This is a genomic window from Paraburkholderia phytofirmans, assembly GCF_046028095.1.
Taxonomy (GTDB): Bacteria; Pseudomonadota; Gammaproteobacteria; order Burkholderiales; family Burkholderiaceae; genus Paraburkholderia; species Paraburkholderia phytofirmans_A.
This window is the reverse complement of record NZ_JAQQDJ010000009.1, coordinates 131,449-145,320: the sequence shown is the minus strand read 5'-3', so window position 1 is coordinate 145,320 and position 13,872 is coordinate 131,449. Positions and strand designations below refer to the sequence as shown.

The 13,872-nt window shown below is 59.5% G+C and carries 11 protein-coding genes and 1 pseudogene; 8 read left to right on the top strand and 4 right to left on the bottom strand.

Annotated features, from left to right (window positions below):
- Positions 1–212 precede the first annotated feature (212 nt).
- From PQR54_RS24440 to PQR54_RS24425, 4 genes are all read left to right on the top strand, one after another.
- Positions 213–1,415 (top strand): CaiB/BaiF CoA transferase family protein, encoded by a 1,203-nt coding sequence (locus PQR54_RS24440; RefSeq protein ID WP_408250177.1) that lies wholly within the window; start codon positions 213–215, stop codon positions 1,413–1,415.
- A 51-nt stretch (positions 1,416–1,466) separates the two neighbouring features.
- Positions 1,467–2,216 carry an electron transfer flavoprotein subunit beta/FixA family protein gene (locus PQR54_RS24435; RefSeq protein ID WP_408250175.1) on the top strand — a complete coding sequence of 250 codons (750 nt, stop codon included), beginning with the start codon at positions 1,467–1,469 and terminating at the stop codon, positions 2,214–2,216.
- A 31-nt stretch (positions 2,217–2,247) separates the two neighbouring features.
- Positions 2,248–3,183, top strand: coding sequence for an electron transfer flavoprotein subunit alpha/FixB family protein (locus PQR54_RS24430; protein ID WP_408250532.1), 936 nt, complete (start codon positions 2,248–2,250; stop codon positions 3,181–3,183).
- Between the two features lie 69 nt (positions 3,184–3,252).
- Positions 3,253–3,953, top strand: a protein-coding gene (locus PQR54_RS24425) for an IS6 family transposase (RefSeq protein WP_408250173.1) whose coding sequence is annotated in 2 segments (ribosomal slippage) — positions 3,253–3,799 and positions 3,799–3,953 — 702 coding nt in all. Because the reading frame shifts where the segments join, the coding sequence is not laid out codon by codon here.
- A 62-nt stretch (positions 3,954–4,015) separates the two neighbouring features.
- On the opposite strand, the gene PQR54_RS24420 is transcribed toward PQR54_RS24425, so the two are convergent.
- From PQR54_RS24420 to PQR54_RS24410, 3 genes are all read right to left on the bottom strand, one after another.
- Positions 4,016–5,185: a hypothetical protein gene (locus PQR54_RS24420; protein WP_408250171.1), complete on the bottom strand. Its 1,170-nt coding sequence runs from the start codon at positions 5,183–5,185 to the stop codon at positions 4,016–4,018.
- Between the two features lie 372 nt (positions 5,186–5,557).
- The gene (locus PQR54_RS24415) at positions 5,558–5,974 is read right to left on the bottom strand and encodes an ester cyclase (RefSeq protein ID WP_408250169.1); all 417 of its coding nucleotides are present in this window, start codon (positions 5,972–5,974) and stop codon (positions 5,558–5,560) included.
- Between the two features lie 50 nt (positions 5,975–6,024).
- Entirely contained in the window at positions 6,025–7,482 is a 1,458-nt protein-coding gene (locus PQR54_RS24410) for a FadR/GntR family transcriptional regulator (protein ID WP_408250167.1), read from the bottom strand.
- Positions 7,483–8,178: 696 nt separating this feature from the next.
- Here PQR54_RS24410 and PQR54_RS24405 point away from each other — a divergent pair.
- From PQR54_RS24405 to PQR54_RS24395, 3 genes and pseudogenes are all read left to right on the top strand, one after another.
- Positions 8,179–8,691, top strand: a pseudogene (locus tag PQR54_RS24405) (2-phospho-L-lactate transferase CofD family protein); the annotation flags it as partial.
- Positions 8,692–8,923: 232 nt separating this feature from the next.
- Positions 8,924–9,925 (top strand): aldo/keto reductase, encoded by a 1,002-nt coding sequence (locus PQR54_RS24400; protein WP_408250530.1) that lies wholly within the window; start codon positions 8,924–8,926, stop codon positions 9,923–9,925.
- A 243-nt stretch (positions 9,926–10,168) separates the two neighbouring features.
- Positions 10,169–11,521, top strand: coding sequence for a spinster family MFS transporter (locus PQR54_RS24395; RefSeq protein ID WP_408250165.1), 1,353 nt, complete (start codon positions 10,169–10,171; stop codon positions 11,519–11,521).
- A gap of 166 nt (positions 11,522–11,687) precedes the next feature.
- Here PQR54_RS24395 and PQR54_RS24390 read toward each other — a convergent pair whose 3' ends face one another.
- Positions 11,688–12,560: an SDR family oxidoreductase gene (locus tag PQR54_RS24390; protein WP_408250163.1), complete on the bottom strand. Its 873-nt coding sequence runs from the start codon at positions 12,558–12,560 to the stop codon at positions 11,688–11,690.
- A 495-nt stretch (positions 12,561–13,055) separates the two neighbouring features.
- On the opposite strand from PQR54_RS24390, the gene PQR54_RS24385 reads away from it, so the two are divergent.
- Positions 13,056–13,868: an IS5 family transposase gene (locus PQR54_RS24385; protein ID WP_408250072.1), complete on the top strand. Its 813-nt coding sequence runs from the start codon at positions 13,056–13,058 to the stop codon at positions 13,866–13,868.
- The last annotated feature ends 4 nt before the right edge of the window (positions 13,869–13,872 follow it).

Here is a 13,872-nt window from a genome sequence, read left to right as displayed (position 1 = left end):
CCCTTTTATGCCAACCCTGCCCTACATAGCGATCATTCGCAGCGCCTAATCAGTGGTCAAAAAGGGATGGTGAAGAGGGGGGATACGCCTCCGGAGCCATGGACGGCAGCTAGCATGAAAACCATCCCCTCTCGCCGCCTGACTCACATTCTTGCGCAACGGAATGCTTCTGTCAGGCACTGTCGAAACAGCACTTACAAAGGTAGGGCAGCATGAGCGCGCTGGACACAATCCGCGTGGTGGACCTCTCGCGCGTGCTCGGTGGGCCCTTTTGCACACAGATGCTTGCGGATCACGGCGCACAAGTCGTCAAGATCGAACCGCCGCGAGGCGACGAGACTCGTGGCTGGGGGCCGCCGTTTGACGGGGAGACAGCGGCGTATTTCCTTGGTACAAACCGCAATAAACAGGGGATGGCGCTCGATCTCGGGCAGTCGGCTGCGCGCACGGTGTTGCTCGATCTGCTCGCCGACGCGGATGTCCTGGTCGAGAACTTTCGCGCCGGCACCATGGAGAAGTGGGGGCTCGGCTACGCCGACCTTGCGCAGCGGTTCCCCCGACTTATCTACTGCCGCATCTCGGGCTTCGGCTCCACGGGACCGCTTGGTGGTCTGCCTGGCTATGATGCGGTCGCACAGGCCATGTCGGGACTCATGTCGGTCAATGGTGAAGCGGGCGGCGGACCGTTGCGCATGGGTGTACCGGTAATAGACATCGTCACCGGTATGAATGCGGCGATCGCGATCTTGCTGGCGCTCGCGGAGCGTACCCGCTCCGGCGAGGGACAACTCGTAGAGGCCACGCTGTATGACTCGGGGCTGTCGCTCATGCATCCGCATCTGCCGAACTACCACTTGACTGGCCGCTCATCGCCGCGCACGGGCAACGCCCATCCAAGCATCTGTCCATACGATTTATTTGCCACCGCGAGCGCGCCGTTGTTTCTTGCTGTCGGCAACGACGCGCAGTTCAGGACCTTTGCACGCGTTATCGGTGCAGAGGCACTAGCCACAGATCCGCGCTTCACGAACAACGCACTTCGCCTGGCTCATCGTGATGCGCTGCGCGAGGCGATCGAGGCAGCTCTCGCGGGCCTGGACGGAGCGAGCCTCGCCGGGCAATTGATGGCCGAAGGCGTGCCGTGCGGTGTCGTATCTGATACGGCTGGCGCCGCGTGCCACCCGCACACGGAACATCGCGGAATGACCGTACGCATTGGCGAGTACACAGGAACTGCTGCGCCAGTCACGCTGTCACGGTCTCCACCGTCGTATCGGCGGCCTCCGCCAAAGTTTGCAGAGCACACTTTGGAAATTCTGCGCTCGCTCGGTTACGACGACGTGCGCCTTGCCACATTGACCGGTACTGGCGCGGTGCCGCTTGCGCTCGCTGAGTCGGCCGACAAACCGGCGTAAATTCGCCGGTACGCCCAAGCAGCGCCACTTACCCCCGCATGAGAAAACCAGATGAAGATTCTTGTCGCAGTAAAGCGAGTGGTCGATTACAACGTGAAGGTCCGAGTCAAGTCGGACGGCACGGGCATCGACATTGCGAACGTGAAGACGTCGATGAATCCGTTCGACGAAATCGCGGTTGAAGAAGCCGTGCGTCTGAAAGAAGCCGGTGTGGCGACGGAAGTGATCGCCGTGTCGGCTGGCGTCGCGCAATGGCAGGAAACGCTGCGCACGGCGCTGGCGATCGGGGCGGACCGCGCGATCCTGATCGAGTCGGCGGAAGAACTGCAGCCGCTCGCGGTCGCCAAGCTGCTCAAGGCGCTGGTCGACAAGGAGCAGCCGCAACTGGTGATTCTCGGCAAGCAGGCCATCGACGACGATTCGAACCAGACCGGTCAGATGCTTGCCGCACTGGCTAACCTGCCGCAGGCAACGTTCGCGTCGAAGGTGGTCGTGGCCGACGGCAAGGCGACGGTTTCGCGCGAAGTGGACGGCGGTGCGGAAACGCTGTCGCTCACGCTGCCCGCAGTGGTCACCACCGACCTGCGCCTGAACGAGCCGCGCTATGTGACGCTGCCGAACATCATGAAGGCGAAGAAAAAGCCGCTCGAAACGATCACGCCTGAAGACCTCGGCGTCGATGTCGCGCCGCGTCTGAAAACGCTGAAGGTTGTCGAGCCGCCCAAGCGCTCCGCCGGTGTGGAGGTGCCGGATGTGAAGACGCTGGTCGAGAAGCTGAAGACCGAAGCCAAGGAGCTGTGAGCAGCGCACGGAGACGAATGAAATGACGAATCTGGTGAATCTTGTAATAGCAGAACACGACAATACGTCGATCAAGGGCGCAACGCTGAATACGATCGCAGCCGCGCAGAAAGTCGGCGGCGATATTCATGTGCTGGTCGCAGGTCAGACTGCGCAGGCTGCAGCGGATGCGGCGGCGAAGATCGCCGGTGTTTCCAAAGTGTTGCTGGCCGACGCGCCGCAACTCGCCGAAAAGCTCGCGGAAAACGTCGAAGCAACGGTGCTGAACATTGCTAAGGACTACTCGCACATCTTCGCGCCGGCCACCGCCCACGGCAAGAACATCGCGCCGCGTATCGCAGCGAAGCTCGACGTCGCGCAGATCAGCGATATCACGGCGGTCGATTCCCCGGACACGTTCGAGCGCCCGATCTATGCGGGCAACGCTATCGCGACGGTGCAGTCGGCCGATCCGATCAAGGTCGTTACCGTACGCACGACGGGCTTCGACGCAGTTGCGGCCGAAGGCGGCAGCGCGACGGTGGAGAAGATCGAAGCAGCCGCGGACGCGGGCATCTCGCAGTTCGTCAGCCGTGAAGTGACGAAGCTGGATCGTCCGGAACTGACGTCGGCAACGATCATCGTTTCGGGCGGGCGCGGCCTGGGCAACGGCGAGAACTACACCAAGGTTCTCGAACCGCTGGCCGACAAGCTGAACGCGGCGCTGGGTGCATCGCGTGCAGCAGTGGACGCGGGCTTCGTGCCTAACGACTATCAGGTCGGCCAGACCGGCAAGATCGTCGCGCCGCAACTGTATGTAGCGGTCGGCATCTCCGGCGCGATCCAGCATCTGGCGGGTATGAAGGACAGCAAGGTGATCGTCGCCATCAACAAGGACCCGGAAGCGCCGATTTTCAGCGTCGCTGATTATGGCCTTGTTGGCGATCTGTTCACGCTGGTGCCGGAACTTCGCGATGCACTGAAGTAGCTAAACGGTTTTGTCGCAGTATGGCGTTCTGTTAATCTGACTGGATCGAAACGGTCGCGTGGGTGAGGAATGAAGGCGCTGGATCCGGGTGTGGCACGGGTGCTTAAACGGTTACACTATCCGCTGGAGGTAATGCTGACCTGCGTGCGCTGGTACGTTGCCTATCCGCTTAGCTTGCGTCATCTCGAGGAAATGATGGCCGAGCGCGGGATTGCGGTCGATCATTCCACGGTGCAGCGCTGGGCCATCAAGCTTCTGCCCGCGCTTGAGAAGGCCTTCCGCCGGTGCAAGCGAGCGGTCGGCAAGAGCTGGAGGATGGACGAAACCTATGTGAAGGTCCGCGGTGAATGGAAGTACCTCTACCGAGCCGTCGACAAGGAAGGCAACACGGTCGATTTTCTTCTGCGAGCCGGGCGGAACAAGGCTGCTGCCCAGCAGTATTTCGAAAAATCGATCCAGCAAAACGGCGCACCAGAGACGGTGACGATCGACAAAGGCGGAGCCAATCTGGCCGCGCTGCACGCGGTGAACGCCGAGCGCGACACGCCCATCAAGGTCCGTCAGGTAAAGTATCTGAACAACGTGGTTGAGCAGGACCATCGGGCCATCAAACGTATCATCGGCCGATGCTCGGGTTCAAGGACTTCCACTGCGCGCGTGTCATTCTGAGCGGCATCGAAGTGATGCACATGATCAAGAAAGGGCAGATGAAGGACTTTGGCAAAATCCCACTTTCCCCCGCGCAGCAGTTCCACTCGCTCATTTCATAAGCAATACATAACAATTGCGTTTGCTCGTCCATCCCGCCTTACTGCGACAAAACCCTATCGATCTATAGCGATTTGGCGCCCTTGTACTGAATTGCGTAAATCGATCCATCCGGCTCGTGGAAATCCCCGGAAGAGTAACTGTGGCGCAGGTTGGTGATAATCATTCGATCGGCGGTGAACCCGATCAAATTCTGCCCCGCCTGCAGATTGGTCGCGAAGACGTGCTCGTTGCCATCGGAATCGCGTCGCACGATCTCCGCGGAGTAGGGTAATGCTTCACGCTCGGCGGCGGTCCAGTGAACGGAAGAGATGAATCCATGATTTTCGGGCCGGAAGTACTGGCCAGCCAACGGACCAAAGCCTTTTGGTGCGCGCAGCGTCGGACCACCTGCAAGCGAGCGGATCGCCTCGGGTAGAACGTTTCGGCCGACAACTCTGAACTGGCCAGAGGTGTAAGCGTGCGTCGCCTCTCCGCCAAATGATGCTCCCCACTTACCATCGATCACGAGAACGTTATCTTCACCGACGATATTCGAATCGGCATAGTAAAGCCGATACGGCATCACTGGTCCGGGGTTGCCATCTGCGCCGTCGAGCACGATCCACGGTTCGATCGACAAGTCAGGCCGCATCGCATAAATCGTGGTGTTGTGCATCGAGAAGAAGAGGAAAAGTCCTTCCTCGGGAGTGCCTGCACGGCCGAATACTCCGGGTAGCAACGCGCCGGAAATTCCGCCGCCATGGCGACCGCTGCGCGGAGGGATGCCCACGCCATGAGGCTTCGTGTCGCCAGGTCCGATGCGATAGACCATATGGTCGACGATGGCGCCGCGACGTCCGGGAATGATCTGGCTGCAGAAAAAGATATGGCCGGCCCATTCGCCCCATCCGTGCGGTGCAATGATCGGTCGAAATATGCCTGCCTGCCGTCCGACTCCGGGTGCAAGAATCGTTTCAACCTTGTTGTCCGCATGCAGGCGATAGATTGCTCCATGGCCCATGGCGGGATCCCAACCCGCTTGTTGCTGCCCGCCAATATCGGAAATCAGAATCGATCCGTCCGGTTGTCCCCAGACCGAGTCGGGATTCCAATCCCAGAAAACCTGGGGATCGTACAGATACTCCCCTCCCGCTACGATCTCGACGATTTCATAGTCAGGATGCAAGACCTCAACGCGCATCTTGCACATTTCTTTCAGCTTGCTCGGATCCATCATTTTGGTGGTGCCCATCGGGTTTGTCTCCTCCTGCAGAGTGGATGACGTCAATGATCGCCTCTTCCACGACTATGGCTCGCCTGCTCGCTAATGCCGCTTGGCCGCGCGACGCGAGGGCCTCGTTGTCTGCGCCACATAGATAACGTAGTCAACGTTGGTAAGGTTAAGCCGTTGGTGACGTCATTGCAAGCGTGCTGCCGATTTCGGGGGGAGGAAGGTGTGGATGCGATTGGGCGCGACAGGCGACAAGCGGGTCGATCGGCCCGCTATCCAATACTCGATCGTACAGGCGGATGCCACCGTAAAATGGACGCTAGAGAATCGTTCATCGAACTCACGGGCAGCGGGCCGGCTTCATCGCAGCGAAGCTCGCGATTGCCGAGGGCGCTATTCTTTGATCTGATCGAGTAACGTCTGGCGATCGTAATACACGCGCTCACCGACCAATCTGTCTTCTTCGAACAGGAAGATTGCGACGCCACGGATCTCGAACGGGCGGCCGTTCGGCGCGATGTCCATTAAGTTGCCGGTGTGTGTGCCCGTCGTGGTGGTTTCGACGATCACGGCGCTGTCGCTATGATGGATGTGAGTGGCCTCGACGCGTGCATCAGGCATTGCCTCGGCCAGCATCTGAACTCGCCGGCGAACTGCGTCGGCACCGTCGAACACTACCGATGGCGCGACGAGATCGTAGTGCGGACGATGGAACGTTTGTACGACTGCGTCGGCGTCGCCGTCGTTTTCCACTCGCATATGGTGGCGCACGAGCTGCTCTCTGCGCTCCCTGATTTCGTCGATGCTCATGGTGTCCTGTCTCCGCTTGATTTTTGGTTGGCGCAACGAGGTGCGTTAAGTCAACGGGCCCTAAACGCCTGAAGCGCCAGGAAATTCCGGTGCGCGAGGCTTGCGTCGCCAGCGCAGATCGAATTGGCAATAGCCAATGCGACGTCGTATTCTTGCGCCGGATGCCCGTTTGGTTTGGCTTTGCGTCCCGGGGCGTCGTCGTTCGACCCGGCCTCATTAACCGCAAGTATCTGCATGAAGAGGGCCAGGATGCGGTTGCCGGACATCGAGCCGATCGCACTGAAGAATGGCCCAATCGGGCCGCGAGCGAGCTCGCGCAAATCGCTTTCAATCGCGGACTGCTGAGCTGCGAGCGCAGCGGCTGGCGCGCCGATTGCGCTGAGCGCCTCCTGGAAGCTGGCCGCTGCGATACCCAACCGCGAGAATTGACGAACGGTGCCGCTGACCACTTTGTCGGGATTCGGTGAGCCGCTCTTCAGTCCGCTTCGCCGACCGGTCCTCATTTCGACGACGCCGATCTGTTCGAGTGACCGTACCGCCTCTCGGAAGGCCGAGCGACTGACATTGTAGCGAGCCAGAAGCTCCGCCTCGCTTCCCAGGTGTTCGCCGACGGGCCATCCGCGCGCAACGATGTCGGAGGTAATTTCCTGCATCAGCAACTCCGGACGCTTGAAGCGCCGGGCATTGTCCAGCAGATGAAGAGCGCGGAGACGCGCTGCCGCCGTTTCGGCATCGTGGGACGGGCATGCCGATTCGAGCAGCGTGGAAGTGGCGTCGAGAATCGTGTCTTCAATCGACAATGCGCGGCCGATCCGGTTGGCAATCACCGCTTCGATCTGTTCCCGTCGTTTGAGGCGGACGACGCGCATCGTATCCGAGAGTTGCGCGTCGCTGAGCGTCGATCGGAGGATAGCGCTCATGCCGAGCTGTCCAACGGCGCGCACGAACGTTTGCAACACCGGACTACGCGAGACCGCCAGCAACGTCTCGTACTGGACGAAACCGGCTTTCAGCCCCTCGGTTTCCGACTCGAGGTTCTGCTGCTGGCGCAGCGCAACAATGTCCGCCGGGGTGACTCGCTCGAGAGCGAGTTGGAGGGTCGCTTCGTCAAGAATCCGGCGGGCTTCAACTATTTCATCGACCGTGACCCGGACGAACTCGAGATAAGAGCGGATCGACATTCCTATGGAGTCGGCACTCGGAGCGGCGATGAAAATTCCGCCGTATCGACCGCGTCGGATCAATATCGTGCCTTCATTTTCGAGAATATTGAGCGCTTCGCGCACGGTCCACCGGCTTACTCCGAGCTGGTCGGTGAGTTCCGCTTCGCTGCCGAGCGAACTGCCTTCTGTCAAACCACCACCGACTATCTGGTCCTGAATCTGCGCGGCGAGTCGGTCAGCCAGTTTCTCCCGACGCGAATCCGTGTCGGCTGGAGACGGCGAGTCAGACTGAAGTGGGCTGGAGGCATCGGTCATAAAACGTGGGTTCACGTGCGAACCTGACATCGGACTCTTTGTAGTCGTCATCTCACCGGAACGTCTCGGATCGAGGTCATGTGAGTATGATAATTGAGGGCGTGGACCAAGTCCATCACCGTTCTGCCGGCTGTCTCCCGACTCGTGCCGCCCAGACGCTGTTCACAAGTCCAGCTTTGTTTCGCTCATTCGAGCAGTAGCAGCTTATTTTTTTGCGGATATTTCGGCCCCGTCGCGAAGGCGTGGTTGATCGTCCGCTGCGGCGATCCTCTGTTGGCCGCTGCCGCCCTGCCAAGTTCTTGTCAGTATAAGTCCCTAGATCACACGCATTTTTTTCGTCAAGTCATGGAAGTATGATAATTAAACAACTTAGCGAGGTTGAGACGTATAACGTCTCATAAATCGGCCGAGCCCCGAGTCTGGGCTGTCGTCCCGGTCAAGCGCCTGGCGATGGCGAAGCCACGGTTGTCAGCCCCGTTGGGCGCGCATCGCGAAGATTTCGCTGGGGAATTGGCGTTGAGCCGTCGGATTGGCCTCCTGCGACGTCTCCCCGATCTTCGTGGTGAATACCGGCGACGACTTCGAGCTGTACGGACTACAGATGTGCCCCGACCTCGACACGGTTCTGTACACGTTAGCGGGGTGTATGCATGCCGGACTGGGATGGGGCCGTGCCGATGAGGGATTCGCTGTCCAGCACGAACTCGAGGAATCAGGTGAAACGGGATGTTTCCAAATGGGTGCAAAGACATTGCGCTGCACCTGCTGCGCGCGAAGATGATCTCCGAAGGCTTAACCCTGAGTGAGGTCACGCGTGAGTTGGGTGTCAGGCTCGGCGCGCGTTGTTCGATCCCGCCGATGTTCCACTCGCCAGTCCCCACGACCGTGGAATGCGAGCTTGGAATGCTTTCGTTTCAGGAGTACTTCGTCAAACATCGTTGCGCCCCTGTCGTCACTCGTCTGCACTATGGGGGCGAGGGTGCGGCGGCCAGTCCGGATGCCCTCGCTGCGCTAACTGGGGCAGAGCTCGATGGGATTGTGATCTGTCCATCGAACCCGGTACTCAGTATAGGGCCGATCCCCGCGATCGACTCACTGAGAGACGCTCTGCGGCGCCAGTGCGTGCCAGCGCTGGCCGTTTCCCCGATTATCGGTGGCAATGCGGTCAAAGGTCCGACCCGAAAGATTCTTGTAGAGATGGGAATCGAGCCGACCGCGGTGGAAGTTGCCAAACTCCACCGGGACCTGATCGACGTGTTCGTACAAGACGAAGTCGATGAACATTATTCAGAGCAGGTCATGTCTCTCGGGATGAAGGTTGTGGTGGCACCCGCGTTGATGAAGTCGCACGAGGACAAGGTCCGGCTCGCCCAATTGTGTATCGCGACGCTCAGCCGCCCGTACGCGTACGTTGCAATACGCCGTCGAAGGCGGCATAACCAGCAGTCCGAACGGAAGAGGGAATCCAGTCATGCAATATCGCCAGCTTGGGCGCTCGGGTCTCGTTCTCTCCCGCCTTGTGTTGGGCTCGACAATGTTCGGAGAGTTAATGGACGAAGAGCAGGCACGCGCAGTGATGCACCGAGCTTGGGACCTCGGCGTCCACACTGTCGACACTGGCGACATCTATGCTGGCGGTCGTGCGGAAGAGATGATCGGCCGGATAGCGGGCGCGCGCCGCGAGCAGTTGGTGTTCTGCACCAAGGTAGGGTTTCGCGTCGGCGACGGACCCGCTGACCACGCGATTGCTCAGGCCTGCCGCCTCGACCACGCTGAGCGTTGGACACGGGGCATTGCCCCGCAGGAACAGGGTTTGTCACGCCATCACATCATCGCCGCCGTCGAGGGTAGCCTACGGCGCTTGCGAACCGACTATATAGATCTCTACCAGATACACCGTTGGGACACCAGCGTTCCTGTCGACGAAACCTTGCGTGCACTCGACGATCTGGTCCGCTCCGGAAAGGTCAGGTATATCGGCTGTTCGAATGCCAGAAGTTGGCAACTGTACGAGGCGTTGTGGTGTAGCGATAAGTGCGGCCTCGCTCGCTTCGAGAGCATGCAGGTACCGTGCTCGTTGCTCGACCGGTCAGCCGAAATTGATGTGTTACCCGCGTGTGAACACGCGGAAGTTGGTGTCATAGCGTATTCGGTCTTGGCAGGTGGACTGCTCTCGGGGGTGCATCGCGCCGGCATTGTGCCTGGAACGGTGCTCGCGCAACGCCCGGGCTATCAATCCCGTTTCCTGACTGGCTCCTATCGCGAACAGCTCGAACGGTTTGACGTGGCGGCGGAGCGGATCGCGCGGCCCATGGCGGTCGCCGCGCTTGCGGCTGTGCTGCAGCAGCGGGCGGTTACGGCGGCGACCGTGGGGGTGCAGAAGCCCGAGGAACTGGAGATGCTCGTCCAGGCAGTCGATGACCCGCTCGACGACCAGTCGCTGAACCAGATTGCCGAAATCTTCAATCGATAAACGCCGCGTTGCTGGCTCGGGAGGTGTGTTGATCAACTGAACAGCCTGCTCATGGAGGCGACTTTGCGACTAGGGGAAAACACCGTGACAGTGGTAAATGCGTTGCCAGACAAACATAGTTTACGTAGATTACCTAGATGGTCTGGTCGCTATGTTTTGCGCTGCTCGGGTTCGTCGTTGCGTCGGCGACCTCTGCTACCGAGCGACTGAAGCTTAACTGCATTCTGTCATCAAGGAGCCTGCATGAAGGACGATGTACGAACGATCTCGCCGGAATTGCTGGAAATCGATGCAAGCGTCGCGGATGACGCAGCAGTGAAACGGCCGCTTTATCCATGGTACGTGCTGGCGGTTCTGCTGCTGATTTACGGAATCCAGATGCTTGACCGGCAGGTCGTCGCGATCCTTCTGGAGCCGATTCGGCATGAGTTCGGCCTCGATGACAAGCAGCTCGGCCTGTTGGGCAGTCTCAGCTTCGCGTTAGCCTACGCGGTCACATGCGTACCTTTGGGCATCGCAGCCGACCGTATCGCGCGCAAGCACCTGTTAAGCGCGGTACTCGTGGTGTGGAGTCTATTTACCGCGGTTAGCGGGCTTGCTCACTCGTTCTGGCAACTTTTGCTCGCCCGCATCGTCGTTGGAGGCGCGGAGTCAGGCAATAACCCTGCTGCAATGTCATTGCTTGCCGACTACTTCGGGCCGCGCAACCGTGCCACTGCCGTAGGGATCTATTTCCTCGGCTCATCGTTGGGACTGTTTGGCGGCTTCCTTATCGGGGGAACGATCGCGCCGGTTTACGGCTGGCGCGCCGCGCTGTTGGTAGCGGGGGTGCCCGGCCTGATCCTCGCAGCTTTACTTCTGCTGACGGTGCGGGAGCCGCAGCGTGGCGCTCTGGATAGCGTAGACAGGGAGCAGAACGCCGAGATGCGGTCCTCGCTGAAAGATGTACTCCGGTGGATCTGGAGCCAACGCTCGGCGCGCTTGCTCGTTGCTACCAACATATCGACTTCATTTACCGTGGCCGGTTTCATCACGTGGATGGCGTCTTTTCTGATTCGTTCCCACGGCATGGACGCGCACGCGGTAGGGCTGTCTTTGGGCTTTGGTCTTGGAACTGCCATCGCCATCGGTTCAGTGGCTGGTGGCATGCTTGCGGATCGTGTCGGACGCAGCAAAGCGCGGTTTCGTACGATGCTGATTGGACTCTGCGTGCTGGCGTCGGTGCCGGTCTTTGCGACCGCGTTGATCGTTTCCGATGCGAGATTGGCGATCGGACTGCTTTCGATCGCCTGCGCGCTCAACGCGATGCAGTATGGGCCGACTTACTCGCTCCTGCTGACGTTGGTGCCTTCGCATATGCGGGCGACTTCCAATTCGGTGGTGTTCTTTCTTTCCAATTTTGTCGGGTATGGTGTAGGTCCGTTCGTTGTCGGCGTATTGAGCGACGCGATGGTTCATTCGTTTGCGGGGGAGTCGCTGCGCATCTCTTTGGGCACAGTGCTGACCTTGCAAGTCGTTGCGGTGATGCTGGCGGTAGTAGCGGGGGCGACGGTGGAGCGCGACCTAGTGCGGGTTAAGTATTGCGCGTCCAAGTAGTTTTTCTATGGGTCGTTGGCTATGCGAGCCCTTGCACGAGACGGATAGCTCGACAGCACATGCGAGATGTTTCGACGTCGGATAGCTACCGGCAAAATTCGACGCAATGCCCGGCGCGTGCATCCGAGCGTGCAGTCTGCCGGGCGCCAGTTCAACGAGGCAGCGGCTATGTGAACATCACAGGCTCGCGGTAATTGGGATCGGCTGATAGGCTCATCTCGGCGAGCATATGGTCACGATCGGACGCTACTGAAGCCGCATAGTCGGCGTGCGTGAAAACGTAGAATCGATTTTGTCGAATCGCTTCTACTACCGCGCGACCCACGAAATCTGCTGACATGCCCAGCTTCGTCGACAGGCTGGGAGTGCGGAAGTTTTCGGTTAGTGCAGTGGGACGAGCGCGCACCGCGTTCTCTCGAATGTGTGTGTCAACGGTTCCCGGGCAGATGACGGATACGCCCACCGGGTAGTTGGCCAGCTCTCGCTTAAGCACCGAGGCGAAGTTAAGTCGCGCGGCTTTGCTCGTGGTGTAGGCACCTTGTTCCGGAAATGGATGAAGCGCAGTGATCGAGCTTGTGAGTGCCACGTGCGCTTCGCGCCCTCGCGCTTTCATTCCGGGTAAAAACGTGCGCACACCATGCAACGACCCGACGACATTGACGTCATACACCCAGCGCCACGCTTGCGCTGAGATTTCGTCAAGCGCACCAGTATAAGAAACGCCCGCGTTGCTGATGAGGATATCGCACGGCCCGAGCCCGCTTTCGAGTGCATTTCGCGCGGGGAACCAGCTCGCCTCATCGGCCACATCCAGTTGCAGGGCGATTGCACGATCCCCGAGGCTTTCTGCTAGCTGGTGAGCACGTGTTGCATCCAGATCAGCGACAGCGACGCGCGCTCCAGCGTTCACCAGGTGCTGGCCGATTGCAGCGCCAATGCCTCCGGCGTCCCCGGAAATAAGGGCGACCTTTCCGTTCAAATCTTGCACTCCCAACCTCCTTTTTGTGGAGGGCGCTGCTTCTTCGGCTATCTGTTTCAATAAGCAATCCATGGAGTCATGGACGCTCGTTCGCCGAATTTTCGTTTCTGATTGTGACTGACGCAGCGCTATGTTGTTATCTTAGATAGGTATGTACGTTATCGACGTTATCTATGCCATGTTGTCGTCGAGCTCGGCACAAGATAGGTTGATGGGGGTAGTGTATGGATGACGCATCACATATGGCTGCGGATCGGCGGGGCGAGACCTATTGGCATCGCAGGAACTGCATTCGGCAGTGCGTCGATCGCGAAAAATGTGGAAAGACGCTGCCGAACCGGTTGGCCCGCGTGGTCGACGAGCGTGGTATTGATGTCGCGGACGGCTGCCACGGCGAGCTTTGGCTGCAGCGGCCGGGTGTGACGATCGGCTACTTGAATCTGCCGCAAGCGAGCGAGGAGGCGTTGAGCAACGGATGGCTGCGAACGGGTGATTCGATGTGGCGTGATCTAGAGCGTGTTAGGCACTTTGCAGGAGACCTGGTATCCTGGCGGGATGAAAAGAGCAGATCGCAAAGGGTATCCGACCGATGTGTCCGACGAAGAATGGAGCTTCGCAGCACCCTATCTGACGCTGATGGACGTCACCGCGCCGCAGCGCAAATACGAACTGCGTGACATGTTTGATGCATTGCGCTGGATGGCTCGGGCCGGCGCGCCGTGGAGGATGCTGCCCAATGATTTCCCACCTTGGGAACTGGTTTATCAGCAGACTCAACGCTGGTTACAGGCAGGCTGTTTTGAGAACATGGTCTGTGATCTGCGCTCGATAATACGCGTGGCACAGGGACGGCAGGGACAGCCCAGCGCCGTCATCCTGGATGGTCGCACGATACAGTCGACTTGCGAGAGCGGCCCGCGTGCGGGCTATGACGGTTATAAGCGCAAGCGTGGCAGCAAGGTGCACATTGCGGTAGACACTTTGGGACAGTTGCTGGCGGTACATGTGACGCCGGCCAACGAACAGGAGCGCGCCCAGGTAGCGGAGCTTGCGCGTCAGATCCAGCAGGTAACTGGGCACACGGTCAAAGTGGCATTTGCCGATCAGGGATACACGGGCAAAGAGCCAGCGCAGGCCGCGCTTGATGAAGGTATTGAACTGCAGGTAATCAAACTGGAGGAAGCGAAAAAGGGCTTCGTGCTGCTGCCCCGGCGGTGGGTGGTCGAGCGCAGCTTTGGCTGGCTCAACCGTTTCCGCCGTCTCGCACGTGATTATGAACGGCTGCCCGAAACCCTTGCAGGACTTCATTTCGTGGTCTTCGCAATGCTCATGCTCGTTCACGCAGTGCCAGTACTTCAAAGTGCCTAACAAG

Bases quoted from the DNA above. Each gene is read 5' to 3' on its own strand.
- PQR54_RS24410 (WP_408250167.1), bottom strand. From the start codon at position 7,482: ATGTCAGGTTCGCACGTGAACCCACGTTTTATGACCGATGCCTCCAGC.
- PQR54_RS24400 (WP_408250530.1), top strand. From the start codon at position 8,924: ATGCAATATCGCCAGCTTGGGCGCTCGGGTCTCGTTCTCTCCCGCCTT.
- PQR54_RS24435 (WP_408250175.1), top strand. From the start codon at position 1,467: ATGAAGATTCTTGTCGCAGTAAAGCGAGTGGTCGATTACAACGTGAAG.
- PQR54_RS24395 (WP_408250165.1), top strand. From the start codon at position 10,169: ATGAAGGACGATGTACGAACGATCTCGCCGGAATTGCTGGAAATCGAT.
- PQR54_RS24420 (WP_408250171.1), bottom strand. From the start codon at position 5,185: ATGGGCACCACCAAAATGATGGATCCGAGCAAGCTGAAAGAAATGTGC.
- PQR54_RS24440 (WP_408250177.1), top strand. From the start codon at position 213: ATGAGCGCGCTGGACACAATCCGCGTGGTGGACCTCTCGCGCGTGCTC.
- PQR54_RS24415 (WP_408250169.1), bottom strand. From the start codon at position 5,974: ATGAGCATCGACGAAATCAGGGAGCGCAGAGAGCAGCTCGTGCGCCAC.
- PQR54_RS24385 (WP_408250072.1), top strand. From the start codon at position 13,056: ATGAAAAGAGCAGATCGCAAAGGGTATCCGACCGATGTGTCCGACGAA.